This is a genomic window from Nocardioides sp. HB32 (genome assembly GCF_054058995.1).
This window is the reverse complement of sequence record NZ_JBSSBS010000001.1, coordinates 928774-953490: the sequence shown is the minus strand read 5'-3', so window position 1 is coordinate 953490 and position 24717 is coordinate 928774. Positions and strand designations below refer to the sequence as shown.

Here is a 24717-nt window from a genome sequence, read left to right as displayed (position 1 = left end):
CTCCTCAGAAGATCACGTTCAAGATGATGACCAGCACCAGCGAGATGCCCGCGAGCGGGAGCGTGCGCTGGTACCACGGGTACGTCTTCTCGTGCGGGTCCACGAGGTCCTCGCGCGGGGTCTCGGAGTAGACGAGCCCGCGCAGCTCATCGGCGGGTTTCGGCTCGGTGAAGCCCGAGACGACGACGCTGAGCACCAGGTCGACGACGAAGGCGGCCCCGGCGGCGACGAACGACGCGCCCTGGCCGCTGATGCCGATCCAGCCCTGGCTGAGCGAGCCGAGTGCGTCCTCGCTCGCGATGCCGACGATGACCGCCGCGAGCGTGCCGGACACGAGCCCGACCCAGCCGGCCGTGGGCGTCATCCGCTTCCAGAACATGCCGACGATGAACGTGGCGAACAGCGGTGCGTTGAAGAACCCGAAGAGCGTCTGCAGGTAGTTCATGATGTTCGTGTAGTTCGACGCCAGGCCGGCGGTGAAGATCGCGATGACCACGGCCGCGACGGTCGCGATCCGGCCGACGACGAGGTAGTAGCTGTCCTCGCGGTCCTTGACGATGTACCGCTGCCAGAGGTCGTAGCTCCAGACCGTGTTGAACGCCGAGACGTTCGCGGCCATGCCGGCCATGAACGCGGCCAGCAGGCCGGCGATCGCGACACCGAGCAGCCCGTTGGGCAGTACGTCGCGCATCAGGTAGAGCAGGGAGTCGTTGAACGTGACCCCATCGCCCGACGAGCCCCCCGCGACCGATTCGCCGGCCTTGACGTGAGCCACCTCGGTGACGAGGACCGCGGCGATCATGCCCGGGAGGATCGTGATGAACGGGACGAACATCTTGGGGAAGGAACCGATGATCGGGGCCTTGCGCGCCGAGGACAGCGAGTTCGACGCCATCGCTCGCTGGACCTCGACGAAGTTGGTCGTCCAGTAGCCGAAGGAGAGCACGAACCCGAGGCCGAACACGATCCCGACGACCGAGAGGAAGTCCGAGGAGAAGCCGGTGAGCGCCGTACCGGGCCACGAGTTCAGCTGGTCGGCGGCCGGCGCCATGGCGTCGGGGTGGGCGTCGGCGGCGCTGGTGATGCCGTCCTTGAGGCCGCTCCAGCCACCGATGCGGTGCAGGCCGATCAGGGTGAGGGGCAGCAGCGCCGCCACGATCACGAAGAACTGCAGGACCTCGTTGTAGATCGCGGCGCTCAGGCCACCGAGCGTGATGTAGGAGAGCACGATCGCGGCAGCGATGATGAGGGTCAGCCACTGCGGCCAGCCCAGCAGCGCGTGCACGATGCTGGCCAGCAGGAACAGGTTGATGCCCGCGATCAGGAGCTGCGCCACCGCGAACGAGATCGCGTTGACCAGGTGCGCCCCGGTGCCGAACCGCCGGAACATGAACTCCGGGACCGACCGCACCTTGGAGCCGTAGTAGAACGGCATCATCACGACGCCGAGGAAGAGCATCGCGGGGATCGCGCCGATCCAGAAGTAGTGCACCGTGGGGATGCCGAACTGGGCACCGTTCGCCGACATGCCCATGATCTCCACGGCGCCGAGGTTGGCGGAGATGAACGCCAGGCCGGTGACCCACGCGGGCAGCGAGCGGCCCGAGAGGAAGAAGTCGAGGGAGTCGGAGATCTGCCGCCGGGCCAGCAGGCCGATGCCGAGCACGACGGCGAAGTAGAGGAAGACGATCAGGTAGTCGACCGGGCTCGCATCGATGATGGTGCTCGCCAGGACTGTCGGACTCAGCATGGGGACGCCTTTCACACCCGAGGGAAGACCATCGGTGGACGTGCCCCGATGTCGCGGACGACAAACCTCGGCACCAGCGCGGCGTCGTCGTGACGTCATCTGGTGTCACATCGTGCTTGACATGATGTCAGCGTGATGTCAGAGTGATGCGCATGGACATCACGCCGTACGTCGAGAGCCTCCGCCGGGACCTGGTCGCCGCCGCCGAGGCCGCCGGGCCCGAGGCCCGCGAGGCCACCGAGCGCCTCGCGTTCGCCCTCGACCCGGCCGCCCGGCTCGCGCTCATGGAGGCGGTCAGCCAGGCCGCCGCCGAGATCACCGCCGAGATGGCGAACGGCGGGGTCGACGTCCGCCTCAGCGGTCGCGAACTCGACTTCGTGGTGCACACGACCGAGGCCGCACCGGCCGAGGCGGCCCCTCCGGCACCGGCCGCGACCGACGAGTCCGACGAGTCCGACGGCAACGTCGCCCGGATCACCCTCCGCATCCCGGAGTCGGTCAAGACCCGGGCCGAGGAGATGGCCGCGCGCTCCGGCCACTCGCTCAACACCTGGCTGGTCAACGTCGTCCGCGCCGCCACCCGCGGCGAGGGCGCGATCAACGTCGACATCGACCTGTCCAGCATCCCGTTCCTCAGCGGCAACGACCCCTTCGGCGGCAAGCGCGCGAACCGCCGGATGACCGGCTGGGTCTAGCACCCACCCCCACCCGAGCTCGCGGGTCCGGCAAGCAGGCCGGACCCGTGGACGAGCACACCCTCATCCCAGGAGACAGCCATGTCCGAGTACCACTTCGAGACCCACCAGCCCGTCCGCCTGTTCACCGAGATCGGCAAGGGCGCGGTGCGGGTCACGGCGACCGACACGACCCAGACCCATGTCGCGATCTCCGGTCGGGACGCCGCCGAGGTCCAGGTCCGCCAGGACGGCGACCACATCAGCGTCATCGGGCCCAAGCAGCGGGGCGGGTTCTTCGGCACCGACAACCGCCTCGAGGTCACGGTCGAGCTGCCGACCGGCAGCGAGCTCTCGATCCGGACCGGCAGCGCCGACATCACCGTCACCGGCACGGTCGGCGTCGCCCAGATCAAGAGCGGCTCCGGTGACGTCGAGGTCGACACCGCCGATGGTGCGCTCGTCGTCGAGACCGGGTCCGGGGACATCCGGGTCGAGGAGGCGCACGCCGAGCTCAAGGCCAAGAGCGGCTCCGGCGACGTCCTCGTCGTGGACGCCGGCGCGACGCTGATGGTCAGCACCGGCTCCGGCGACGTCCAGCTCTGGACCACCCACGGGCCGGTCGTCGTCAAGACCGGCTCGGGCGACATCAAGGTCGGCGAGGCCGGCAGCGACGTCAGCGTGACCACCGGCTCCGGCGACGTCGTCGTGAGCACGGCGCGCCGCGGGCGGATGACGGCCAAGGGCGCGTCGGGCGACGTCCGCGTCGGCGTCCCGGCCGGCGTACCCGTGTGGACCGACATCTCCACCGTCTCGGGCGAGATCCGCTCCACCCTCCAGGGCGCCGGTCAGCCCCAGGAGGGCGCCGACCACGTCGAGGTCCGGGCGAAGGTCGTCAGCGGCGACATCGTCCTGACCCAGGTCTGACCACCACCAACCCACCAGCACGAGCACCGAGGAGCAACGTCATGGAGTACGGAAACCTGGCCCTCGAGTCCGAGGCCAACCGCCAGCAGCTCGCCGAGCGGATCGCCCGCGCCAGCGCCCCCAAGATCCCCGCGACCGCCCACCGGCACCTGCTCGCGCAGCGGCTGCGCCGGTTCGCGGACCGGATCGAGGGCTGAGCACGTCGGCCGGGCCGACGAGCCGGCCTCAGATCCGCGTGCGGTGGAAGTTCTGGAACGACTTCGACGGGGTCGGGCCGCGCTGGCCCTGGTAGCGCGAGCCGTACTTCTCCGAGCCGTAGGGGTGCTGGCTCGGCGACGTGAGCCGGAAGAAGCAGAACTGCCCGATCTTCATGCCCGGGTAGAGCTTGATCGGCAGCGTCGCGACGTTCGCGAGCTCCAGCGTCACGTGCCCGCTGAAGCCCGGATCCACGAAGCCGGCCGTCGCGTGCGTCAGGAGGCCGAGCCGGCCCAGCGACGACTTGCCCTCGACCCGGGCGGCGATGTCGTCGGGCAGCGTCACCACCTCGTACGTCGACCCGAGCACGAACTCGCCCGGGTGCAGGATGAACGGGTCGTCGCCGTCCGGCTCCACCATCCGGGTCAGGTCGGACTGGTCCGCCGCGGGGTCGATGTGCGGGTACTTGTGGTTCTCGAACACCCGGAAGAACCGGTCCAGCCGGACGTCGATCGACGACGGCTGGAGCATCTCGGGGTCGTAGGGCTCGAGGGCGACCCGGCCGGCATCGATCTCGGCCAGGATGTCGCGGTCAGACAGCAGCACGCTGGCACCCTACCGGCGCTCCGCCCGGCGCCGTCCGGACCGGCCGGTCGGGCGGCGACGGGCTCGACCCGAAGCGTCCGACGCTCTGGCCTATCGACTAGTATCTCCGCGACCCCAGCGGTCATGCGGATGTAGCTCAGTTGGTAGAGCGCGACCTTCCCAAGGTCGATGTCGCGAGTTCGAGTCTCGTCATCCGCTCCACACCCCGGCGCTCGCGAGCGCGACACTCTGCCCGACGTCGATGTCGCGAGTTCGAGTCTCGTCATCCGCTCCACACCCCGGCGCTCGCGGGCGCGACACTCAGCCCGACGTCGATGTCGCGAGTTCGAGTCTCGTCATCCGCTCCACACCCCGGCGCTCGCGAGCGCGACACTCAGCCCGACGTCGATGTCGCGAGTTCGAGTCTCGTCATCCGCTGCACCTCCGACCCTGAGGTCAGCACGACGCGCCCCCACGCCACCGTGTGACTGGTGGTGCACTTGACTATTCAAGTGGCGAGAGGTGACAGTGGAACGGCTCCCTTCCCCCTGTGAGTCTCGAGGTCCTCGATGTCCCGCCGCAGCATCGTCATCGTCGTCGGCGCCCTGGCCCTGCTCCTCGCCCTCACGCCGTTCATCCCACGCGGCGACGACGACGGCTCGCTCGTCCCGTCCGGCGACGGCAAGGTGGGCGCCCTCCGGCCGGCCGACACTGCCGGCTTCTCGGCGGTCACGCCCGCCATGCAGGCCGAGATCGACCGCGTGGTCGCCGCCGGCCGCAGCCTGGCCCGCGTGTCCGGGAAGGCGTCGCCGGAGCAGCTGGCCGCGTCGCTGGTGCGCTGCGCGGACCTCGACGGCCAGCGGTACTGCCTCGGCGCCGGCTGGACCGAGGACACCGAGGCGCAGGTCCGGTCCCGGGTCTCGACCGCAGCCCGGATGGCGGCCCGCTCGGCCGGTACCGTCGAGAACACCGGCGACCTGTCGCCCGAGGCCGCGCTGCTCCGCGAGGCCCGGATGAGCCCGGCCACCCGCGCCGCCGCCGACCGCGCCGAGCTGACCATGGCCGCCCGCTCCGTCGCGAAGGTCTGGCTGCTGCGGCACCAGATCGAGGGCGTGCCGCTGCCCGCCGACTTCCTGGCGAACCACCCCGAGGCGCGCGCCGCCGTACCCGTGGCCCGGAAGACGTCGACCCCCAACACCGCGATGCCGACCCCGACCAAGTCACCCACCAAGTCGCCCACCAGCTCACCGACGCGGACGCCGACGCAGCCGAGCGCCAGCGCGACCAAGTCGGCGGTGAAGCCGATGAGCGCATACCCGCCGCGGTCGGCGATCCTCGACCCCAAGGACGTCGCCGCGCAGACCCGCACGTACTGGTGCGGCCCGACCTCGATGCAGATGATCGTGTGGGGCTGGCGGCACAAGCGGCAGCCCCAGGGCTGGTGGGCCAAGCGCCTGCACACCACGACCAGCGGCACCTCGATCAACGACATGGCCCGCGTCGTCAACCAGTCGACCGGCTGGGACAAGCAGTCGCACGCCGGCCCGTACATCGTGCTCGACATCGGCCACTACAGCTTCTCCCAGTGGATGCTGCTGATGATGCGGCACATCCACGACTACAAGGCGCCGGTGGTCCTGCACCCGATCCTGCTCAAGCGCTTCTACCCGTATCTCGACGACGACGCCTCCGGGCACTTCCAGGTCGGCCGCGGCTACGCGAAGCTCGGCAAGAAGCCGGACGTGCTCGGCTACTTCGAGCCTTGGAACCAGCAGCGGTTCGACCCGTCCGAGCCGTACATCGACCGCGTCCAGTGGCGAGACGCGTACAAGAGCTACCGCGCGAACGAGACCCACTACGCCCACAACGTCGGGGTCTGATGCTCGCCGCCCGGTACGCCGGCGCCGCGGCTCTCGTCCTCGCGCTGGCCGGCTGCAGCAGCGACGGCCGCGAGGCCGAGCGGGCGCCGGGGCCGTCCCCGACGGCGTCGTCGTCGCCGAGCGCGCCGCAGGCCACGGCGTCCTCGTCGTCCCCCGCCAGCCCGGCGCACGACGAGCTCGACTGGGAGCCGGTCGACGGCCCGGTACGCGACAGCGTCACCACCGACGGACCCTGGACCCTGACCGTGGAGAACAACGGCGGCACCTGGTCCCTGGACGGCCCGCGCGACGAGAGCGGCGGGCCCACGTCCGGCTTCCGGGTCAGCGACGCGCTGATGGACGCCGACTGGGCGGTGGTCGTGCTCCAGGACCGTACCGAGCAGCAGCCCAGCCGGGCGCAGGTGACCGACCTGAGGACCGGCAAGACGTTCACGATCGACGGGACGTCCGACGTCCCGACCACGAACGGCGGCACGTGGGCACTCGGCCAGGGCCGGCTCCTGCACGCCACGGTGAGCAAGGGCTCGTACTGCGTCGCCGAGGTGGACCTGGCGACCCGCCAGTCGCAGGTGGGCTGGTGCGCTCCCCGGCGGACGGGCTTCAACGGTGCCCACATCACGCCGGCCGGCGCCTCGGTGCTGAGCTTCGACTCCGGCCGGCCGTCGTGCCGCACGCTGCTGTCGCTGGAGGACACGGCCGGCACGCCGTTCCCGGGGGTGCCCGACTGCACCGCCTGGGACGGCCTGCTCACCGACGACGGGGCGGTGTGGTCGGTGATCCCGAACGAGCACCGCATCGAGCAGGCGCACTTCTACGCACGCTCTGCCGACGGCGAGGCCGATCTCGGCCCCGGCACGGCCGGCACGCTCGTGTGGTGCGGGGACGCCGCGTGGTTCGTGCGCGACCCCCAGCAGGAGGGCGATCCGGCCGCGCTGATGCGCTGGACCGCCGCCGACGGGCTCACCGTCGCCTACGAGTCGCCCGGCGGGCGGGCGTTCCTCTCGGCGCCGCGCTGCGGTGGCGAGGCGATCACCGTGACCGCGATGGCCGAGCAGGGCGACGAGCAGGTCACCGCCGTCCTTTCGTGAAGAAAACGTCCCGGAGCCCGTCACGCATCCGGATCGGTTGCGTTGGACGGTGTGTCGGAGCATGGGGTTCCGATGGAACGGCGGGGTGGCAGCGCCGCAGCGGGCGCGGCCATCCCGTCTCGTACTCTCGGGCGGGTGAGTGCATCCTTCGACGGCTTCCCGGTCGCCGCCCTCGACTTCTACGACGACCTCGAGGTCGACAACACGAAGGCGTTCTGGGAGAAGCACAAGGCCGTGTACGACGAGGCCGTCAAGGCGCCGATGAGCGCGCTGTGCGCAGCCCTCGAGCCGGAGTTCGGCAGCGCCAAGATCTTCCGGCCCTACCGGGACGTCCGGTTCGCCAAGGACAAGACGCCGTACAAGACCCATCAGGGCGCGTTCGTCTCGCGTCGGCGAGGCGACCGGCTGGTACGTCGAGGTGTCGCCGCGCGGGGTTCGCACCGGTGCGGGGTTCTACGAGGCGAGCGGTCCGCGGCTGGCGGCCTTCCGCCAGGCCGTCGCACACGACCGGTTCGGTCGCGGCCTGGAGCGGGTCCTGGCCACGCTGGAGAACCAGGGCTTCGAGATCGGCGGCGACCGGCTCAAGACCAGCCCGCGCGGCTACGACGCCGACCACCCACGCATCGAGCTGCTCCGGCACCGGTCACTGACGGCCGGCCACCCGCTCGGCTTCGAGCCGGTGATCCACACGCCCGAGCTGCTCGAGCTCGTTCGCGCCGACTGGCAGCGGCTCCGCCCGCTCGTCGACTGGGTCGCGGAGCACGTGCGGGTCTAGCCCTTGGTGAAGGTCGCCATCGTGCGGTCCGGCTCCCAGTAGGCCTTCATCGAGGCGACGCGGCCGTCGTCGTTCACGACGTAGACCATGATCAGCTCGGTGGTCGTGTGGCTGCCGTCGGGGAACGACGTGCGGATCCGGCCGATGTTCGCGCAGGTGTTGCTGCCCGGGTTCGCGAACGAGTCGTGGATCTCGAACTCGAACTTCGCGATCGGGGCGATCGCCAGGTTCCAGAACGCCGCGATGCCGTCGTGCCCGCGGTGGCCCTTGCCCTCGGGGTCGAACATCGAGGGCCCGACCGGGTCCTCGAGCACCGCGTCCTCGGCGTAGACGGTCAGCCACTCGGCGAGGTCGCCCTTCGCCACGGCGGAGTAGGACCGCTGGGATGCCGTCCGGGCCGGGTGCTCGTCGTTCGGCGCGGTCCAGGTGATGGCGTCCGAGGTGATCATGGCGCCATGGTAGAACACGTTCTACCGACGTCGTCCGGCCCGGCCGGCTCAGTGCGGCTGCCAGGCGTCCTCGTCGGCGGTCCGCGAGGTGACCTCGACGGGCAGCTTGCGGTCCGCGAGGTCCTGGATCGACACGCTCTCGAAGACGTCACGCAGCGAGCGGCGGGCCGCGATCCACACGTGCTGGAGGACATCGGCGGTGTCGTTGTACGTGACCGCCTCGGGGCGCAGGCCGTAGACGGAGACCAGCGGGCCGTCGACCGCACGGATCACGTCGGCGACCGAGACGTCGGTCGAGGCGCGACCCATCCGCCAGCCACCCGACTGGCCGCGTTGGGACATCACGATGCCCGCGCGGCGCAGGTCCGCGAGGATCGCCTGGAGGAACCCGTGCGGGATGTCCTGGAGGCGGCCGAGCTCCTCCGCGCTGACCGCGCGACCGTCCGCCCGCGACGTCATCTCGATCAGCGCACGCAAGGCGTAGTCGGACTTCGCGGAAACTCGCATGCGTCCAGTGTGTCAGATGTGTCGACTTGCTCACTCGATCTTGGGGGCTACCGGTGCCAGGAGAATCGCCGACCGTCCCGTCGCCGCACCGGTGTCGTACGCCACCCGCCCCCGGACGTTTGCGCGGGAGCGGTTGCGGGGTTACTGACCAGTACGTACCCTTGTTGTTACCGACGAGTACGAATCTGCACCGATCTGGCGAAGGTGGGGCCGTGAGCCACTACAAGAGCAACATCCGCGACATCGAGTTCAACCTCTTCGAGGTACTGCGCCGCGACGAGGTCCTCGGCACCGGTCCGTTCGGCGAGGTCGACACGGACACCGCCCGCGAGGTGCTCGCCGAGGTCGACCGGCTGGCCCGCGAGGAGCTCGCCGCATCGTTCGTCGAGGCGGACCGCACCCCGCCGGTCTTCGACCCGGCCACCCACACCGCGCCGGTGCCGGAGGCCTTCAAGAAGAGCTACGAGGCGTGGATGGCCGCGGAGTTCTGGCGCCTGAACACCTTCGCCGAGCTCGGCGGCACGCCGGCGCCCTCCAGCATCTGCTGGGCGATGGGCGAGCTGGTGCTGGGCGCCAACCCGGCGATCTGGATGTACGGCGCCGGCCCGATGTTCGCGGGCGTGCTGCACCGCAACGGCAACGAGCGGGACCGCAAGATCGCCCAGCTCGTGGTCGACCGGGGCTGGGTCACGACCATGGTGCTCACCGAGCCGGACGCCGGCTCCGACGTGGGCGCGGGCCGCGCCAGGGCCACCCAGAACGACGACGGCACCTGGAACATCGAGGGCGTCAAGCGCTTCATCACCTCCGCCGAGAGCGACCTCAGCGACCAGATCATCCACATGGTGCTGGCCCGGCCGGTCGGCGTCGAGGGCGCGGGCGGCCCCGGCACCAAGGGACTGAGCCTGTTCATCGTGCCGAAGTACCACTTCGACCTCGAGACCGGTGAGCTCGGCGAGCGCAACGGCGCCTACGTCACCAACGTCGAGCACAAGATGGGCATCAAGGTGTCCAACACCTGCGAGCTCACCTTCGGCGACCCGGGTGTCGGTGGCGGCGAGCCCGCCGTCGGCTACCTCCTCGGCGAGGTCCACAACGGCATCGCGCAGATGTTCCAGGTCATCGAGAACGCCCGGATGATGGTCGGCACCAAGGCGATCGCGACCCTGTCGACCGGCTACCTCAACGCGCTCGAGTTCGCCAAGGAGCGGGTGCAGGGCGCCGACCTGGCGAAGTCCGGCGACAAGACCGCGCCGCGCGTCACGATCACCCACCACCCCGACGTACGCCGCTCGCTGATGACGCAGAAGTCGTACGCCGAGGCGATGCGCGCGCTGGTGCTCTACACGGCCTCCTGGCAGGACCAGGTGATGATCGCCGAGCACGCCGGCGAGCGGGACGAGCTGGCGGAGAAGGTCAACGACCTGCTGCTGCCGATCGTCAAGGGCTACGGCTCGGAGCGTTCGTGGACGCTGCTCGGCACCGAGTCGCTGCAGACCTTCGGTGGCTCGGGCTTCCTCACGGAGTACCCGATCGAGCAGTACGTCCGCGACGCGAAGATCGACACCCTCTACGAGGGCACGACGGCCATCCAGGGCCAGGACCTGTTCTTCCGCAAGATCGTCAAGGACCAGGGTGCCGCGCTCGGCCATCTCGCCGGCGAGATCCAGAAGTTCCTCGACAGCGAGGCCGGCAACGGCCGCCTGAAGAACGAGCGCGAGCTGCTGGCCCGGGGCCTCGAGGACGCCCAGGCGATCGTCGGCCACATGATCAACGAGCTGATGTCCGCGCAGGACGAGGTCCGCAACATCTACAAGGTGGGCTTCAACACCAGCCGCCTGCTGATGGTGCTCGGCGACGTCGTCTGCGCCTGGCTGCTGCTGCGCCAGGCCGAGGTCGCCCTCGAGAAGCTGGGCGGCGAGCCTGGCAAGGACAAGGCGTTCTACGAGGGCAAGGTCGCCGGTGCCCAGTTCTTCGCACAGAACGTGCTGCCGAGGATCGCCGCCGAGCGCGCGATCGCCGAGTCCGTGGACCTCGCGCTGATGGACCTCGACGAGTCGTCCTTCTGACCCACCCGACGCCGAGTCGGCGCAGTCTCAGCTGAGACTGCGCCGACTCGGCGTTTCGGGGGCGCGCAGGCTGGACCGCGCGGATCGGCGTACGGCGTCGGTGAGCCGGTCGAGCACGGGTGAGTCGAGGCGCCAACGCTGCCAGTGCAGGGGTACGTCGACGTGCAGCCGGCCGGCCAGCGGGACCACCCGGCCGGCGGCGACCGCCGGACCCAGCTGCGGCTCGGGGACCATTCCCCAGCCCAGGCCGAGGCAGACCGCCTCGAGGAAGTCCGCGGATGTCGGGACCCGGTGCACGACCGGTGGCTCGGAGACGCCCCGCCCCGCGAGCACGTCGTGCTGGAGCGCGTCCTTCTCGTTGAACACCACCATCGGCATCGCGGCCCAGTCGGGCCCGCGGCCCCGCCGCCAGCGCTCGGCCAGCGCGGGCGCGGCCGCGGGCACGTAACGCAGGGTGCCGAGCCGCTCGACCGAGCAGCCCTGCACGGCGCCCGGCTCGGAGGTGACCGCGGCGAGGACGTCGCCGCTGCGCAGCAGCCCGGCCGAGAACGCCTGGTCCTCGACGTGCAGCCGGAGCGCGACGTCGACCCACCCCGCGACCTCGCCGACGACGCCGCGGAACCAGGTCGCCAGCGAGTCGGCGTTCACGGCGACCGGGAGGTCCACGTTGGTCGCGCTGTGCGCGAGCGCGTCGTTGACCTCGTCGTGCAGCAGCTGCACCTGACGGGCCAGCCGGAGCAGCACCTCGCCGTCGGGGGTCGGCCGGCACGGCGTGGTCCGCTGCACGACCACCCGGCCGATCGAGGACTCCAGGGCGCGGATCCGCTGGCTCACCGCGGACGGCGTCACGTGCAGGTGCCGCGCGGCCGCCTCGAACGTGCCGTGGTCGGCGATCGCGACCAGCGCGGCGAGCTGGGACGGCACGAGGTCCATGAAGCGATGCTAAACCTTCTACAGAATCTTTCGTTGGCCTTCACGTGACCGGCGCCCTAGCGTGGCCGCGTGCTCGACTCCCTGGCCGCCGGCCTCGTCACCGGCCTGTCGCTCATCGTCGCGATCGGCGCGCAGAACGCCTTCGTGCTGCGCCAGGGACTCGCGCGCGAGCACGTCGGCCTGGTCGTCGCGATCTGCACGCTCTCGGACGTGGTGCTCATCGCCGCGGGCGTGGCCGGGATCGGCACGATCATCGAGCAGGCCCCGTGGGCGCTGGACGTGGTGCGCTGGCTCGGCGTCGCCTTCCTCACGTGGTACGGCGTCAGCTCGCTGCTGCGGGCACGCACGCCGGAGGCCCTGCGCGCGTCGAACGGGGGCCCCGCCAGCAGCAGCCGGCGGGTCGCCGTCCGCGCCCTCGCCCTGACCTGGCTGAACCCGCACGTCTACCTGGACACCGTGCTCCTGCTCGGCTCGATCGCCAACCACCACGGCGACGTCGGCCGCTGGTGGTTCGCGGTCGGCGCCTGCGTGGCGAGCACGATCTGGTTCGCCGCGCTGGGGTACGGCGCGCGCGCGACCGGCGGCGTCCTGGCCCGGCCGCGGGCGTGGCAGGTCCTGGACCTGCTGATCGGGGCGACCATGCTCCTGATCGCCATTTCCCTTGCTTTGGGGTGAGCCGCGAATCCGGCCGGGCCGCTAGCGTGCGGAGGTGCAGTCCGACCCGCCGCTCGACCGGTACGCCCGGATGGTGCGCCAGTCGCTCGGCGTCGCGGACGCGCGGGTGTCACTGACGTCCACCGACGCCTGCGCTCGACCAGTGGTCGAGGCCCAGGGGCCGGTCGTCGGCGAGGAGTACGCCGGCTGGCCGATCACCGACCACACCGGCGCGATCGTCGGTACCCTGTGTGCGGTCCCCGGCGAGCCCCGCACGTGGTCGGCCGGCGACCTCCAGCTGCTGGAGGACCTCGCGAGCGCCTGCTCCACCGAGCTCTCCCAGCAGGATCTGGCGCACCGCAGCCGGGTGCTCCTCGCCCTCAGCGAGGCACTGTCCGCCACTCGCACCCTCACCGACGTCGCACGTGCGGTGGAGCGCACCTCGCTCGAGCACCTCGGGTGCCTGCGCGCCGGGATCTGGCTGTTCGACGTCGACGAGGGCCGGCAAGCGGCTGCGCTACGTGGACTACCCCGGCGGCGGCTGGACCTCCGCGCACAACAACCGCGACCTCCCGCTGGACGAGACCAACCCGCTCGGCTCCGCGATCCTGCGCCGGCAGCCGCTGCACTTCGCCGACAAGCGGATCCAGAACGAGCTCTACCCGCACCTCGACACCACCGAGCAGGTCGGCGACGCGCGCTCGTTCGTGCCGCTGGTCAGCCGCGACGAGGTCCTGGGCAGCCTGGTGCTGCTGTGGCAGTCCACCCGGGAGCTCTCGGAGGAGGACCGGGTCACGATCGACGCGCTCACGTCGTACGCCGCCCAGGCCCTCCAGCGCGCGCAGCTGGTGCAGGAGCGGCTCGACGCCCTCGTCACCCTCCAGAACTCCCTGCTCCCGCGGCTGCCGCAGCCCGACTCCCTCGAGCTCGCCGCCCGCTACCACCCTGCGGCCTCGCGCGACCAGGTCGGCGGCGACTGGTACGACGCCGTGGTGATGCCGTCGGGGGCCACCGCCCTGATGGTCGGCGACGTCGTCGGCCACGACATCGCGGCCGCCGCGATCATGGGCCAGCTGCGCAACATGCTGCGCGCGATCGCGTGGACGGTGGACGATGCGCCGTCACGCAACGTCGCCCGGCTCGACCAGGCGATGCACGACCTCGCCGTGGACGGGATGGCCAGCCTCGTCTACGCGCGCATCGAGCAGGACGGGCACGGCGGCCGCTCGCTGCGCTGGACCAACGCCGGGCACCCGCCGCCGCTGGTCGTGGGCCCGGACGGCGTGCCCCGGCTGCTCGAGCAGGGCACACCCGACCTGATGGTCGGCGTCCAGCCGTCCGCCGACCGCGCGGACAACCGCGCCACGATCGACCCGGAGTCGGTGCTGCTGCTCTACACCGACGGCCTGGTCGAGCGCCGCGGCGAGGACCTCTCCGACGGTCTCGAACGGCTCCGCGAGGCCGCCGCGCGGCACCACGGCAAGCCGGTCGAGGAGTTCCTCGAGGCCGTGCTTGTTGACCTGGTGCCCGGCCGGCTCGAGGACGACGTCGCCGTGCTGGCGGTGAAGTTCCTGATCTAGGGTCGGACGCATGACCGACCAGCAGCTGCTCAGCGGGTACGTCGACGTCTGGTGGCAGGCCATCAACGACTTCACCGACCTCCTCGAGGAGCTGGGCCCGGAGGACTGGTCCGCGCCGACCGACCTCCCGGGCTGGGACGTCAAGGCGGTCGCCTCCCACATCGCCCATCTCGAGGGCATCCTCGCCGGCAACCCCGAGGAGACCGCCGAGATCGGCGACCCGGAGCACGTCACCGGGCCGATGGGGCTCTACACCGAGATCGGCGTCGTGAACCGCCGCGACGCCGACCCGGACGCGATCATCAACGAGATCCGCGCCGCCGCCACCGCCCGGCACACCGCGCTCGTCGCGGACCCGCCCACCGACGGGGACGCCCGGCCGGAGCGGATCTTCGGCGGCGTCCCGTGGAGCTGGCGCACCCTGCTGCGCAACCGGCCGCTCGACGTGTGGATGCACGAGCAGGACGTACGCCGGGCGACCGACCGCCCCGGCGGCCTGGACTCGCCCGCCGCCCGGCACACGGCCGAGTACCTCGCGGAGAGCCTCGGCTACGTGCTCGCCAAGCGGGTCGGCGCGCCCGCGGGCACCACGGCCGTCCTGGAGATGGAGGGCAGCGCGTCGTTCGCGTTCGCCGTGACCGACGCCGGCCGGGGTGAGCGGCTGCCCGACGCGCCGGACGCGCCCGACGTGTGCCTGCGGATGGACCGCGAGGCGTTCATCCGGCTCGCCGGTGGCCGGTGCGAGCCCGAGCCCGGCACCCTGCTGGTCGACGGCGACGAGACCCTGGGGAAGAGCATCCTCGACGCACTCGCGACCACACCGTGAAGACCGCGACCGACCCCTGGACGCCGGCCGACCTCCCCGGCCTGGCCGGCCGGACCGCCCTGGTGACGGGACCGACCGTCGGCGGGCTAGGATTCTTCACCGCGCTCGAGCTCGCCCGGCACGGCGCCCGCGTGGTGCTGGCCGGACGCCGACCGGAGCGGACGGCCGAGACGCGGGCCGCGATCCTCGCCGAGGTGCCGGACGCCGGGCTGGAGGAGCTCACCGTCGACCTCGCGGACCTCGCCTCGGTGCGCCGCGCGGCCGTCGAGGTCGCGGGCCTCGGCCCGATCCACGTGCTGGTGAACAACGCGGGGGTGATGGGCACGCCGTACCACCGCACCGCCGACGGCCTGGAGCTCCAGCTCGCGACCAACCACTTCGGCCCGTTCCTGCTGACCGGCCTGCTGCTCCCGCAGCTGGCCGCGAGCGAGGACGGCCGTGTCGTGACGGTGTCGTCGCAGATGCACCGGGTCGCGCGGACGGCACCGCTGGAGGACCCGCGGGTGCAGCGGGGGCGCTACCAGCGCTGGCCGGCGTACGCCCGGACGAAGCTCGCCAACCTGCTCTTCACCTACGAGCTGAACCGCCGGTTGCGCCGTGCCGAGCTGCCGGTGAAGGCCCTCGCCGCGCACCCCGGCTTCGCCTCGACGCACCTCGCGGCGAACGGCCAGTACGGCCGCGCCAGTGGCGGCCGCGCCTCGATCCTGGACGCGGCGATCAAGGCCGTCTCGCCTAACTCCGCGGACCAGGGAGCCTGGCCGACGCTGATGGCCGCCACCGCCGACCTGCCCGGCGCGACGTACGTCGGGCCGGACGGCTTCCTGGAATGGGGCGGCCGGCCCAAGGTCACGACCAGCACCAGGCTGTCGTACGACGAGGCCGCGCAGGGCCGGCTGTGGCAGCTCAGCGAAGAGGTGACCGGGATCCGCTACCCCTGACCGGTCCCGTCAGTCCCGGTCGTGCACCCGCACGAACCCGCCCAGCACCGGGACGTACGCCGAGCCGTCCGGGCCCAGCGCGACGGCGCCGCCGTGGTTGTCGCGCAGCACGCCGAGCCCCGTCCGCCGCGCCCAGACCGCGCGACCGCTGTCGAGGTCGACCGCGGTGAGGTACCACGCGTCGACGCCGAGCCAGCTGTGCCGCTTCGTGTAGACGTAGGCCAGCCCGGCCTCGGTCGAGATCGCCGGAGCGCCGCTCGGTGCGTCCAGGTCCGACTCCCAGCTGACGGCGCAGTGGTCGTCGACGCGCGCGATGCCGCCGGTCGTCGTGCGGCCGAGGGCGGTCGACAGCGGTCCGGCGTACCCGTGCGAGTTGAGGACGAGCACGCCGTCACCGGCGGCGACCATCCCGCCGTCGGTGGCGCTCTCGTCGTCCTCGAACAGCTCGACCCGGCAGACCACGTCGCCGGTGTCGCCGCGGTGGAGCACGACCTGGAGCCGCGGGTCGCGGTCGTCGGCGACCGCGACCAGCCCGGACGGCAGCACCACCGGAGCGCTGCCCCGCTCGCCCCCGTCGTACGCCGACGACCAGGCCAGGACCGGCTTGCCGCGTGCGGCGATCACCTTGTGCAGCGCGTCCGCCCCGGCGACGTACACGGCGTCGTCCGCGATCGCGAGCGGCCGGTCGACGTGGTCGTCGAGGTCCAGCGTGCGAACCCGGTCGCCGTCGACGAGCCCGACGGCCCCGTCGGCGGCCGAGAACCAGGTCCGGCCGTGCGCGTCGGCGCCGATGCCGGTGAGGCAGCCGACGTCGGGCAGGTCGACGGTGGCCGCGGTCGTCAGGTCGGGGGCGCCCTCCGCGTCCGCGGTCGCGACGGCGAGCAGCTGCCCGCCGGCCGCGACCAGGGCGCGGGCGCCGACCACGCCGAACGCCGGTGGGCAGTCCGTGCCCAGGTCCTTCGACGCCAGCTGGCGCAGGCTCTCCGGGTCCAGCAGGCGCAGCGTCCCGCCGCACGTGGTGACCAGCCGGCCGTGGGTGTCGAACCCGATCTCGCGGCAGTCGGAGGTGCCGTACGACTTCGTCGTCACCCGCGGCGACTCCCCCAGCGGCGCGGTGACCCGACCGGTGGTCACGATCGCGGGCCTGCCGACGTACGACGGGGCGACGAGCGCGCCCGCGCCCGGCGGGATGCGCACCCAGCCGTCGGGCACGGCGTACGCGAGCACGGCGACCGCCGCCACGGCGACGGCCCACCGGACGACGACGCGGCGGGTGGGCCGGAGCCACTCCCGGACCCGGCGGAAGTACAGCGAGCCGGCGGCCAGCAGCAGGACGACCGGGCCGAACGCCCACCACAGCAGGGCCACGCCCAGCAGGGCGGCCGCACGCGCGAACCTCATCTCCCCGACAGGCTAGGTCGTGGACGGCCCTTGGTTCGCGAGGCGCGACGACGCAGAGTAGGACGACATGAAGCGACTCTCGGACGTGAAGCGGATCGGGTACGGCGCCATGCGGCTCTCGGGTCCCGGGATCATGGGGCCGCCGGCCGACCCGGACGAGGCCCGGCGGGTGCTGCAGCGCGCGATCGAGCTCGGCGTCGACCACATCGACACCAGCGACTACTACGGGCCGTACGTCGTCAACGACCTGATCCGGGAGTCCCTGCATCCCTATCCGCCCGAGCTGGTGCTGGTCACCAAGGTCGGCGCGCGCCGTACCGACGACGGCGCGTGGCTGCCGGCGTTCGCGCCCGACGAGATCAAGGAGGCCGTGCACGACAACCTCGGCCGGCTCGGCGTCGAGCGGCTCGGCGGCGTGAACCTCCGCTTCATGGACGGCGTCGAGGGCGGGTTCGAGGAGCAGTGGACGGTGCTCGCCGACCTGCAGTCGCAGGGGCTGGTGTGCGAGCTGGGGCTGAGCAACTGCACGCCGGAGCAGGTGAAGATCGCGCAGGACATCGCGCCGGTCGCGATGGTGCAGAACGCCTACAACGTCGCGCACCGCGAGGACGACGACTTCATCGACGAGCTGGACTCCCAGGGCATCTGGTACGTCCCGTTCTTCCCGCTCGGCGGCTTCAGCCCGCTGCAGCTGTCGGCCGTCTCGGACGTGGCCGAGCGACACGGGGCGACGCACATGCAGGTCGCGCTGGCCTGGCTGCTCCAGCGGTCGCGGAACATCCTGCTGATCCCCGGCACCTCGTCGGTGGCGCACCTGGAGGAGAACCTCGCGGCGTCCCGGCTGAAGCTGGACGAGGAGGACCTCGAGGTGCTGGACGCGATCGGCTGACGGTCAGGCAGGTACGGGTACGGGCACGGGAACGGGCAGGAGGCCCTCCCGCCGGGCGACCAGGGTCGCCGCGCCGATCGTCGCGACCACCGCCAGGGCGTTGAGCAGCAGCATCGAGACGCCCTTGACGAGCACGAAGGTCTGCAGCGACTGGGACTCGAGCAGCCACAGGGTCGCGACCGCCTTCGCCAGGCACAGCAGCGCCCACATGAGGGTGAGGTACCAGAACAGCCGCCGGATCCGCGGCCTCAGGTGCAGCTCGTCGTCCATCGGGTAGAAGTCGCCGGCCAGGCGCGCGACCATCGGCCGCGCCGAGGCCAGCGTCGCGATGAAGGCCGACGCGATCAGCCCGTCGCTGATGATGGGCTGGAGGAAGTACAGGTAGGTGCTGTCGGTCAGCAGCGCGACGAGCGTCCGGCCGGTCATCACGAGCGCGGTGAGAACCAGCAGGCCCGAGGCCCGTCTGCGGGTGAGGGCACGCCACGCGATCGCGCCGTACGACCAGGCGAGCGCGGCGAAGATCGCGGTCCACACGCCCTCGAGGCGCACGCACGCGTAGAAGAGCGCCGCCGGGACCGCGCAGGCGACGAGGAGGCTGAGGGCGACCCGCCTGATCACGGCGGGGAGGGTCGGGTGGGTGGTGGTCCCGGTGGAAGGCATGGGGTCCCGTCGTCACGAAGATCGCGAGAGCGCCCCGCGCGCCCCACAGTACGCCAGCCCGGCCGAGCGCGGCACTCGCGGCGACAGTGCATGATGGCGCCATGAGCGACCCGCGCGCTGGTAAGCCCGCCGAGCCCTCGGACCTCGTCGACGTCGCGCACCTCGTGACGGCGTACTACACCGGGGTCCCGGACCCCGACGACGTCGACCAGCAGGTCGCGTTCGGCACCAGCGGGCACCGCGGGTCCTCGCTGCGGACGGCGTTCAACGAGACGCACATCCTCGCGACCACGCAGGCGATCGTGGACTACCGGACGTCGCAGGGGTACGACGGCCCGCTGTTCCTCGGCCGGGACACCCACGGGCTGTCCGAGCCGGCGTGGGCGAGCGCGCTGGAGGTGCTGGCGGCCAACGACGTGACCGTGCTGGTCGACGACCGCGACGGGTACACGCCGACGCCCGCGGTGTCGCACGCGATCATCCGCGCCAACCGCGGCGGCGGCACCGCCGACGGGATCGTGGTCACGCCGTCGCACAACCCGCCGTACGACGGCGGGTTCAAGTACAACCCGCCGCACGGCGGGCCGGCCGACAGCGACGCGACGTCGGTGATCGCGGCGCGGGCGAACGAGATCATCCGAGACGGGCTGGCGGACGTGAAGAGGGTGCCGTTCGCGCGGGCCCGGGCCGCGGCTGCGCCGTACGACTTCCTGGGGATCTACGTCGACGACCTGCCGCACGTGGTGGACCTCGACGCGATCCGCGCGGCCGGTGTGCGGATCGGGGCGGACCCGCTCGGCGGCGCGTCGGTGGCGTACTGGGGCGAGATCGCGGAGCGGCACCGCCTGGACCTGACCGTGGTGAACCCGCTCGTGGACGCGACCTGGCGCTTCATGACGCTGGACTGGGACGGCAAGATCCGGATGGACTGCTCCTCGCCCGACGCGATGGCGTCGCTGATCGCGCAGCGCTCGTCGTACGACCTCGCGACCGGGAACGACGCGGACGCCGACCGGCACGGCATCGTCACGCCGGACGCCGGGCTGATGAACCCGAACCACTACCTCGCGGTGGCGATCGGCTACCTGTTCGGCGGGGCGCGGCCGGAGTGGCCGTCGACCGCGCGGATCGGCAAGACGCTCGTCTCCTCCTCGATGATCGACCTGGTGGCCGCCGATATCGGCCGCGAGCTGGTCGAGGTGCCGGTCGGGTTCAAGTGGTTCGTGCCCGGGCTGATCGACGGGTCGTTCGGGTTCGGCGGCGAGGAGTCCGCCGGCGCGTCGTTCCTGCGCCGCGACGGCTCGGCGTGGACCACCGACAAGGACGGCATCATCCTGGCGCTGCTGGCCTCCGAGATCCTCGCGGTGACCGGCTCCTCGCCCTCGGCGCACTACGCCGATCTGGTCGCCCGGCACGGTGAGCCGGCGTACGCCCGCATCGACGCGCCGGCCACGCGGGAGCAGAAGGCCGCCCTCGCCGCGCTCTCGCCGTCGGACGTGGCGGCGACGTCGCTGGCCGGCGAGGAGATCACGGCGAAGCTGACCGAGGCGCCCGGCAACGGCGCGAAGATCGGCGGCCTGAAGGTCACGACGGAGTCCGCGTGGTTCGCGGCCCGGCCGTCCGGCACCGAGGACGTGTACAAGATCTACGCGGAGTCGTTCCGCGGCCCCGAGCACCTGGCCCAGGTGCAGGACGAGGCGAAGGCGGTCGTCGGCGCCGCCCTCGGGAGCTGACGTCCGCTCAGGTCGCTCAGGTCGCCCAGGTCACAGGTGGTCGGGCACGGTCAGCGTGTCCGGGTCCTGCCGGGGCGGCAGGCACTCGAGCGCGAGCTTCACCAACGCCACCCGGGCGGTGACCAGCGCCTTGCGCCGTACGCCGCGCTCCTCGCCCATCCGCTCCTCGACGGCCGCGGTGATCTGCTCGTCGGTGTACGCCGGCTTCTCCCCGGTGGCCACCTCGACGTCCGGGAGCGCGACGAGGGCCGGCAGCAGCTGGTCACCGAGGCCGTCGAGCACCACGAACCGCTGGTAGCGGCCGAGCGACTCCCACAGCTCGTCCTCGGTGCGCCGGCCCTTGCGCACGTCCTTGTCCTGCACGGCCAGCACGTTCTTGGCCACCCCGGTCAGGGCGACCGTCAGCTCGTGCTCGGTGAATCGCATGGGGCAAGCATGCCGCGTGCTCGTCACTGCCCGGGCCGGGGGTTGCCGGGGGAAACCCGACGACACGCCGCGTGCCTCCCGGCGTGTCCGCGGGTTTCTCCGGTCAGCCGGAGAAACCCGCCCTCGACCTCAGGCAGCCGCCGCCTGCTTCCGCGCCTGCTGCTGCAGCCGGGCCGCGGCGGCGCGGCGCACCTTCGGGCCCTTGGTGGTCATCGCCCAGAGGAGCTTGGCCTGCGAGGGCAGGTTCTTCGCGTTGGTGGTGGCCAGCCAGCCGTTCGGCAAGGAGAGCCGGACGACCTTGTGCCAGGCCGAGTAGACCTGCTGCGGCAGCGGCGCCGCGTGGTAGTTCAGGTCGTACTTCTCGAACAGCGCCTGCACCCGCGGGGCCACCTCGGCGTACCGGTTGCTCGGCAGGTCCGGGAACAGGTGGTGCTCGATCTGGTGCGAGAGGTTGCCGGTCATCAGGTGCATGGCCTTGGAGCCGGAGATGTTGGCGGAGCCGAGCATCTGCCGCAGGTACCACTCGCCGCGCGTCTCGTTGTCCGGGATCGCGCTCCGCTCGAACGTCTCGACGCCTTCGGGGAAGTGGCCGCACATGATCACCGAGTGCGACCAGACGTTGCGGACCAGGTTCGCGGTGAAGTTGGCCGCCACCGTCGGCAGGAACCCACCGAACGGGATCGCCAGCGCGGGGTTGACGACGTAGTCCTTGGTGGCCTGCTTGCGGATCTTCTTCAGCGTCTTCTTCGCGTTGGCCTTGAAGGTCTCGCTGCGCTTCTCCTTCGGGACGGACAGGTTCTTGCCCAGCTCGAGGTCGTACGCCGCGATGCCGTACTCGAAGAAGCACGCGTTGATGAAGTTCCAGAGCGGCTGGGCGAGGTACATCGGGTGCCAGCGCTGGTCCTCGTCGACGCGCATGATGCCGTAGCCGAGGTCGTTGTCCTTGCCGACGATGTTCGTGTACGTGTGGTGGATCTCGTTGTGGGAGTGCTTCCAGCCCTCGGCGGTCGAGGCGTTGTCCCACTCCCAGGTCGTCGAGTGGATCTTCGGGTCACGCATCCAGTCCCACTGGCCGTGCATCACGTTGTGCCCGATCTCCATGTTCTCGAGGATCTTGGCGACGGAGAGGCCGACGGTGCCGAGCACCCACAGCGGCGGCAGCGCGGAGCCGAGGAGCACTGCGCGCGAGGCCAGCTCGAGGCGGCGCTGCACGTCGACGATCCTGCGGATGTACGCCGCGTCGCGGGCGCCCCGGTCGTCGAGCACGTCCTGGCGGATCGCGTCGAGCTCGATGCCGAGCTGCTCGATGTCCTCGGGGGTGAGGTGGGCGGTCGGGTTCTCGGGCTTCTTGGTGATGGCGGTCATGGTGTCTCCTCGCGATCTCTCAGTGGTCGAGGTGGCACGGCCCCGCGGCCGCGTTGATGCAGGTCTGGATCGGTACGCCGCCCGGGCCGGTCTCCCCCGGCACCGCGACGGTGATCGCGCCGTTGCGGAGGTCGCGGACGGCGCCCTCCTTCATCGGCAGCACGCAGCCCATGCAGATGCCCATCCGGCAGCCGCTCGGCATCAGGACGCCGGCGCCCTCCGCGGCGTCCAGGATCGGGGTGGCGCCGTCGGCGTCGACGGTGCGACCGTCGGCGAAGGACACCGTCCCGCCCTCGCCGGGCTCGACCGTGACCGGCCGGAACCGCTCCGTGTTGAGCAGCAGCTCACGCGACGCGTAGTGCTCCTCGAGCGCGTCGAGGAGGCCGGCGGGCCCGCAGGCGTATGCGGTCCGCTCGGCCAGGTCGGGCACCAGCTCGTCGAGGTCAGCGACGTCGAGCAGGCCATGCCGGTCGGTGTGCAGCTCCACCAGGCGGATCAGCCCGCGCGCGGCGTACCCGCGCAGCTCGGGCCCGAAGATCACGGCGTCCCGGGTCATCGCCGAGTGCAGCAGCACGATGTCGCCGCGGCACGGCTCGGACCGGCTGAACAGGTTGCGCAGCATCCCGATCACGGGGGTGATGCCGGAGCCGGCGGTGACCAGCAGCAGCTTCGCGGGCACCGGCTGCGGGAGGACGAACTCACCCTGCGCCTGGGCGAGCTGGATCATCTGCCCGGGACGCGAGCGATGGACGAGGTAGTGGGACACGACGCCGTCGGGGATCGCCTTGACGGTGATGCTGATGCATCCGTCCGGGCGCGGCCCGTGGGTGAGGGAGTACGTGCGCCAGAGGCGGACCCCGTCGACGTCGACGCCCATCCGGACGTACTGCCCGGGCTGGTGGCCCGCCCAGTCGCGGCCCGGCTTGATGACGATGGTCGCGGCCTCGGTGGTCTCGGGCCGCACCTCCACGATCCGCCCGCGCAGCTCCGCGCCGCGGCGCAGCGGGTGGAACACGTCGAGGACGTCGTCGATCTCCAGCGGGGTGACGGCCGCCTCGACAACCCGGCGCAAGCCCTGGCGCAGGTTGAACCCGCGGCTCGACCGGGCGCGACCGGACGGGACAGCGATGCTCATGGGTCCAGTGTGCTACACGCAGGGCGTAACATCATGACCACTGGACGTGAAGATCCACGTCACATTTGTTCGGGTCGAACAATTCGAGGGTCATATGGAACGACGTACGCCGCGGCGGACCGCCGACCACGGGCTCCGGCTCCCGGCTCCGGCGGTCGAGCAGATGCGCGCCGAGCTGCCGGGCGTCGCCGAGCACGTGGTCGCGGCGATCATCGACGAGGTGCCCAGCTACACCGACGCGTTCAGCGGGCAGATGGGCGAGACCATCCGGAACGCGGTGCAGCTGGCGCTGGCGGGCTTCCTGTCGCTGGCCAGCGGCCGTCGCGGCGCCGACGCCGGCACCCCCACCGCGCCCGCGGTCGAGGGCTCCTACCAGCTCGGCCGCGGCGAGGCCCGCAGCGGCCGGACCACCGAGGCGCTGCTCGCGGCGTTCCGGATCGGCGCCCGCGTCTCCTGGCGGGAGATGTCGATGACGGCCGTCGACAACGGTGTGGACGGCGAGGCCCTGGTCGGGTTCGCGGAGCTGGTGTTCGCCTACATCGACGAGCTCTCCGCCGCGGCCGTGGCGGGCCACACCGACGAGCTCGAGACGAGCGGCCGGGTCCGGCAGCGGATGCTCGAGCGGGTCGCCCACCACCTGCTGCGGGAGTCGCCGGTCGACCAGGTCGTGGCGGCCGCGGCCCGGGCCGGCTGGGAGCCGCCCGAGACGCTCACCGCCGTGATCGTGCCCGAGTCGCAGGTGCGACCGGTGCTCTCGTCGGTCGCGCCGGCGACCCTCCAGGCCGCCGACCTGCCCGAGCTCGAGGACGGCGTGCTGCTGCTCGTCCCCGACGCCCACGGGCGCCGGCGCCCCGGCCTGCTGCGGGCGCTGGCCGACCGCGGCTCGCTGGCCGGTCCGGCCCGGCCGTGGCTGGAGGCGCGGGCGTCCTACGACCGCGCCCTCCGCGGGCGCGCCGCCGGCTTCGAGCTGGACACCGAGGCGCACCTGGTCGAGCTGGTCCTCGACGCGGACGCGCCCGCGCGCGCCGACCTGCGCGACCAGCTGCTCGCACCGCTCGCCGACCTGCGCCCCGGCACCGCCGAGAAGCTCACCGACACCCTCCGTTCGTGGCTGCTGCACCAGGGCCGGCGCGACGACGTGGCGGCCGCGCTGTTCGTGCACCCCCAGACCGTGCGCTACCGGATGGGGCAGCTGCGCGAGCTGTACGGCGAACGGCTCGACGACCCCGAGACCGTGCTGGCGCTCACGGTCGCGCTCGGTTGAGGATTGGACCAATC

24 protein-coding genes, 1 tRNA gene and 1 pseudogene are annotated in these 24717 nt (G+C 71.8%); 15 read left to right on the top strand and 11 right to left on the bottom strand.

What is annotated here, in order from left to right; genetic code table 11:
• Positions 1–4: 4 nt before the first annotated feature.
• Entirely contained in the window at positions 5–1750 is a 1746-nt protein-coding gene (locus ACVW2K_RS04865; protein WP_028638021.1) for a sodium:solute symporter family protein, read from the bottom strand.
• A 152-nt stretch (positions 1751–1902) separates the two neighbouring features.
• Between ACVW2K_RS04865 and ACVW2K_RS04860 the strand changes: the two genes are divergently transcribed.
• The 3 genes from ACVW2K_RS04860 (at position 1903) to ACVW2K_RS04850 (ending at position 3548) form a co-directional block, all read left to right on the top strand.
• A complete protein-coding gene (locus ACVW2K_RS04860) occupies positions 1903–2445 on the top strand; it encodes a toxin-antitoxin system HicB family antitoxin (RefSeq protein WP_457201738.1) in 543 nt (180 codons plus the stop codon).
• 81 nt (positions 2446–2526) lie between these two features.
• Positions 2527–3351, top strand: a complete 825-nt coding sequence (locus ACVW2K_RS04855) for a DUF4097 family beta strand repeat-containing protein (RefSeq protein ID WP_457201737.1) — start codon at positions 2527–2529, stop codon at positions 3349–3351.
• Positions 3352–3392: 41 nt separating this feature from the next.
• Positions 3393–3548 carry a hypothetical protein gene (locus ACVW2K_RS04850; RefSeq protein ID WP_155992126.1) on the top strand — a complete coding sequence of 52 codons (156 nt, stop codon included), beginning with the start codon at positions 3393–3395 and terminating at the stop codon, positions 3546–3548.
• Between the two features lie 28 nt (positions 3549–3576).
• Here ACVW2K_RS04850 and dcd read toward each other — a convergent pair whose 3' ends face one another.
• Complete coding sequence (gene dcd, locus ACVW2K_RS04845) at positions 3577–4152, bottom strand: dCTP deaminase (protein WP_028638019.1); 576 nt, start codon at positions 4150–4152, stop codon at positions 3577–3579.
• Positions 4153–4277: 125 nt separating this feature from the next.
• On the opposite strand from dcd, the gene ACVW2K_RS04840 reads away from it, so the two are divergent.
• The 4 genes and pseudogenes from ACVW2K_RS04840 (at position 4278) to ACVW2K_RS04825 (ending at position 7874) form a co-directional block, all read left to right on the top strand.
• Positions 4278–4353 (top strand) — tRNA-Gly (locus ACVW2K_RS04840).
• Positions 4354–4700: 347 nt separating this feature from the next.
• Positions 4701–6011, top strand: a complete 1311-nt coding sequence (locus ACVW2K_RS04835; protein ID WP_457201736.1) for a hypothetical protein — start codon at positions 4701–4703, stop codon at positions 6009–6011.
• Entirely contained in the window at positions 6011–7099 is a 1089-nt protein-coding gene (locus ACVW2K_RS04830; protein ID WP_457201735.1) for a hypothetical protein, read from the top strand. Before ACVW2K_RS04835 ends, ACVW2K_RS04830 begins: the two co-directional genes overlap by 1 nt.
• Positions 7100–7171: 72 nt before the next feature.
• Positions 7172–7874: pseudogene (locus tag ACVW2K_RS04825) on the top strand (DUF2461 domain-containing protein).
• Here ACVW2K_RS04825 and ACVW2K_RS04820 read toward each other — a convergent pair.
• Together ACVW2K_RS04820 and ACVW2K_RS04815 are read right to left on the bottom strand one after the other, a co-directional pair.
• Positions 7871–8323, bottom strand: a complete 453-nt coding sequence (locus tag ACVW2K_RS04820) for a nuclear transport factor 2 family protein (protein WP_051549334.1) — start codon at positions 8321–8323, stop codon at positions 7871–7873. The pseudogene ACVW2K_RS04825 and the gene ACVW2K_RS04820 sit on opposite strands and share 4 nt — an antisense overlap.
• A gap of 48 nt (positions 8324–8371) precedes the next feature.
• Entirely contained in the window at positions 8372–8830 is a 459-nt protein-coding gene (locus ACVW2K_RS04815; RefSeq protein WP_028638014.1) for an RrF2 family transcriptional regulator, read from the bottom strand.
• A gap of 212 nt (positions 8831–9042) precedes the next feature.
• Here ACVW2K_RS04815 and ACVW2K_RS04810 point away from each other — a divergent pair, with 212 nt between their 5' ends.
• Positions 9043–10899 (top strand): acyl-CoA dehydrogenase, encoded by a 1857-nt coding sequence (locus tag ACVW2K_RS04810; RefSeq protein ID WP_457201734.1) that lies wholly within the window; start codon positions 9043–9045, stop codon positions 10897–10899.
• 27 nt (positions 10900–10926) lie between these two features.
• On the opposite strand, the gene ACVW2K_RS04805 is transcribed toward ACVW2K_RS04810, so the two are convergent.
• Positions 10927–11832 (bottom strand): LysR family transcriptional regulator ArgP, encoded by a 906-nt coding sequence (locus tag ACVW2K_RS04805; protein ID WP_457201733.1) that lies wholly within the window; start codon positions 11830–11832, stop codon positions 10927–10929.
• 69 nt (positions 11833–11901) lie between these two features.
• Here ACVW2K_RS04805 and ACVW2K_RS04800 point away from each other — a divergent pair, with 69 nt between their 5' ends.
• Complete coding sequence (locus ACVW2K_RS04800) at positions 11902–12507, top strand: LysE/ArgO family amino acid transporter (RefSeq protein WP_457201732.1); 606 nt, start codon at positions 11902–11904, stop codon at positions 12505–12507.
• A gap of 21 nt (positions 12508–12528) precedes the next feature.
• Here ACVW2K_RS04800 and ACVW2K_RS04795 read toward each other — a convergent pair whose 3' ends face one another.
• Positions 12529–12714, bottom strand: coding sequence for a hypothetical protein (locus ACVW2K_RS04795; RefSeq protein ID WP_457201731.1), 186 nt, complete (start codon positions 12712–12714; stop codon positions 12529–12531).
• 293 nt (positions 12715–13007) lie between these two features.
• Between ACVW2K_RS04795 and ACVW2K_RS04790 the strand changes: the two genes are divergently transcribed.
• The 3 genes from ACVW2K_RS04790 to ACVW2K_RS04780 are packed head-to-tail and all read left to right on the top strand — an operon-like array spanning position 13008 to position 15830.
• Positions 13008–14066 carry a GAF domain-containing SpoIIE family protein phosphatase gene (locus tag ACVW2K_RS04790; protein WP_457201730.1) on the top strand — a complete coding sequence of 353 codons (1059 nt, stop codon included), beginning with the start codon at positions 13008–13010 and terminating at the stop codon, positions 14064–14066.
• 10 nt (positions 14067–14076) lie between these two features.
• Entirely contained in the window at positions 14077–14892 is an 816-nt protein-coding gene (locus tag ACVW2K_RS04785; protein ID WP_028638011.1) for a maleylpyruvate isomerase family mycothiol-dependent enzyme, read from the top strand.
• Positions 14889–15830: an oxidoreductase gene (locus ACVW2K_RS04780; protein WP_457201729.1), complete on the top strand. Its 942-nt coding sequence runs from the start codon at positions 14889–14891 to the stop codon at positions 15828–15830. The genes ACVW2K_RS04785 and ACVW2K_RS04780 overlap by 4 nt, the downstream gene beginning before the upstream one ends.
• Positions 15831–15839: 9 nt before the next feature.
• Here the strand turns inward: ACVW2K_RS04780 and ACVW2K_RS04775 are convergent, their stop codons facing one another.
• On the bottom strand, positions 15840–17231 hold the full coding sequence (locus tag ACVW2K_RS04775) for a hypothetical protein (RefSeq protein ID WP_457201728.1): 1392 nt from the start codon (positions 17229–17231) through the stop codon (positions 15840–15842).
• A 67-nt stretch (positions 17232–17298) separates the two neighbouring features.
• Between ACVW2K_RS04775 and ACVW2K_RS04770 the strand changes: the two genes are divergently transcribed.
• Entirely contained in the window at positions 17299–18120 is an 822-nt protein-coding gene (locus ACVW2K_RS04770) for an oxidoreductase (RefSeq protein ID WP_457201727.1), read from the top strand.
• A 3-nt stretch (positions 18121–18123) separates the two neighbouring features.
• Here the strand turns inward: ACVW2K_RS04770 and ACVW2K_RS04765 are convergent, their stop codons facing one another.
• Positions 18124–18780, bottom strand: coding sequence for a VC0807 family protein (locus tag ACVW2K_RS04765; RefSeq protein ID WP_457201726.1), 657 nt, complete (start codon positions 18778–18780; stop codon positions 18124–18126).
• A gap of 101 nt (positions 18781–18881) precedes the next feature.
• Here ACVW2K_RS04765 and pgm point away from each other — a divergent pair, with 101 nt between their 5' ends.
• On the top strand, positions 18882–20513 hold the full coding sequence (gene pgm / locus ACVW2K_RS04760) for a phosphoglucomutase (alpha-D-glucose-1,6-bisphosphate-dependent) (RefSeq protein ID WP_457201725.1): 1632 nt from the start codon (positions 18882–18884) through the stop codon (positions 20511–20513).
• A 30-nt stretch (positions 20514–20543) separates the two neighbouring features.
• On the opposite strand, the gene ACVW2K_RS04755 is transcribed toward pgm, so the two are convergent.
• From ACVW2K_RS04755 to ACVW2K_RS04745, 3 genes are all read right to left on the bottom strand, one after another.
• The gene (locus ACVW2K_RS04755) at positions 20544–20939 is read right to left on the bottom strand and encodes a hypothetical protein (protein WP_028638006.1); all 396 of its coding nucleotides are present in this window, start codon (positions 20937–20939) and stop codon (positions 20544–20546) included.
• A gap of 129 nt (positions 20940–21068) precedes the next feature.
• Positions 21069–22304: a fatty acid desaturase family protein gene (locus tag ACVW2K_RS04750; protein WP_457201724.1), complete on the bottom strand. Its 1236-nt coding sequence runs from the start codon at positions 22302–22304 to the stop codon at positions 21069–21071.
• Positions 22305–22323: 19 nt separating this feature from the next.
• Positions 22324–23439, bottom strand: coding sequence for a ferredoxin reductase (locus ACVW2K_RS04745; RefSeq protein WP_457201723.1), 1116 nt, complete (start codon positions 23437–23439; stop codon positions 22324–22326).
• 94 nt (positions 23440–23533) lie between these two features.
• Here ACVW2K_RS04745 and ACVW2K_RS04740 point away from each other — a divergent pair, with 94 nt between their 5' ends.
• Positions 23534–24703, top strand: coding sequence for a PucR family transcriptional regulator (locus tag ACVW2K_RS04740; RefSeq protein WP_457201722.1), 1170 nt, complete (start codon positions 23534–23536; stop codon positions 24701–24703).
• Positions 24704–24717 lie beyond the last annotated feature (14 nt).

Bases quoted from the DNA above. Each gene is read 5' to 3' on its own strand.
- ACVW2K_RS04865 (WP_028638021.1), bottom strand. From the start codon at position 1,750: ATGCTGAGTCCGACAGTCCTGGCGAGCACCATCATCGATGCGAGCCCG.
- ACVW2K_RS04860 (WP_457201738.1), top strand. From the start codon at position 1,903: ATGGACATCACGCCGTACGTCGAGAGCCTCCGCCGGGACCTGGTCGCC.
- ACVW2K_RS04855 (WP_457201737.1), top strand. From the start codon at position 2,527: ATGTCCGAGTACCACTTCGAGACCCACCAGCCCGTCCGCCTGTTCACC.
- ACVW2K_RS04850 (WP_155992126.1), top strand. From the start codon at position 3,393: ATGGAGTACGGAAACCTGGCCCTCGAGTCCGAGGCCAACCGCCAGCAG.
- ACVW2K_RS04835 (WP_457201736.1), top strand. From the start codon at position 4,701: ATGTCCCGCCGCAGCATCGTCATCGTCGTCGGCGCCCTGGCCCTGCTC.
- ACVW2K_RS04830 (WP_457201735.1), top strand. From the start codon at position 6,011: ATGCTCGCCGCCCGGTACGCCGGCGCCGCGGCTCTCGTCCTCGCGCTG.
- ACVW2K_RS04820 (WP_051549334.1), bottom strand. From the start codon at position 8,323: ATGATCACCTCGGACGCCATCACCTGGACCGCGCCGAACGACGAGCAC.
- ACVW2K_RS04815 (WP_028638014.1), bottom strand. From the start codon at position 8,830: ATGCGAGTTTCCGCGAAGTCCGACTACGCCTTGCGTGCGCTGATCGAG.
- ACVW2K_RS04805 (WP_457201733.1), bottom strand. From the start codon at position 11,832: ATGGACCTCGTGCCGTCCCAGCTCGCCGCGCTGGTCGCGATCGCCGAC.
- ACVW2K_RS04785 (WP_028638011.1), top strand. From the start codon at position 14,077: ATGACCGACCAGCAGCTGCTCAGCGGGTACGTCGACGTCTGGTGGCAG.
- ACVW2K_RS04775 (WP_457201728.1), bottom strand. From the start codon at position 17,231: ATGAGGTTCGCGCGTGCGGCCGCCCTGCTGGGCGTGGCCCTGCTGTGG.
- ACVW2K_RS04770 (WP_457201727.1), top strand. From the start codon at position 17,299: ATGAAGCGACTCTCGGACGTGAAGCGGATCGGGTACGGCGCCATGCGG.
- ACVW2K_RS04765 (WP_457201726.1), bottom strand. From the start codon at position 18,780: ATGCCTTCCACCGGGACCACCACCCACCCGACCCTCCCCGCCGTGATC.
- pgm (WP_457201725.1), top strand. From the start codon at position 18,882: ATGAGCGACCCGCGCGCTGGTAAGCCCGCCGAGCCCTCGGACCTCGTC.
- ACVW2K_RS04755 (WP_028638006.1), bottom strand. From the start codon at position 20,939: ATGCGATTCACCGAGCACGAGCTGACGGTCGCCCTGACCGGGGTGGCC.
- ACVW2K_RS04750 (WP_457201724.1), bottom strand. From the start codon at position 22,304: ATGACCGCCATCACCAAGAAGCCCGAGAACCCGACCGCCCACCTCACC.
- ACVW2K_RS04745 (WP_457201723.1), bottom strand. From the start codon at position 23,439: ATGAGCATCGCTGTCCCGTCCGGTCGCGCCCGGTCGAGCCGCGGGTTC.
- ACVW2K_RS04740 (WP_457201722.1), top strand. From the start codon at position 23,534: ATGGAACGACGTACGCCGCGGCGGACCGCCGACCACGGGCTCCGGCTC.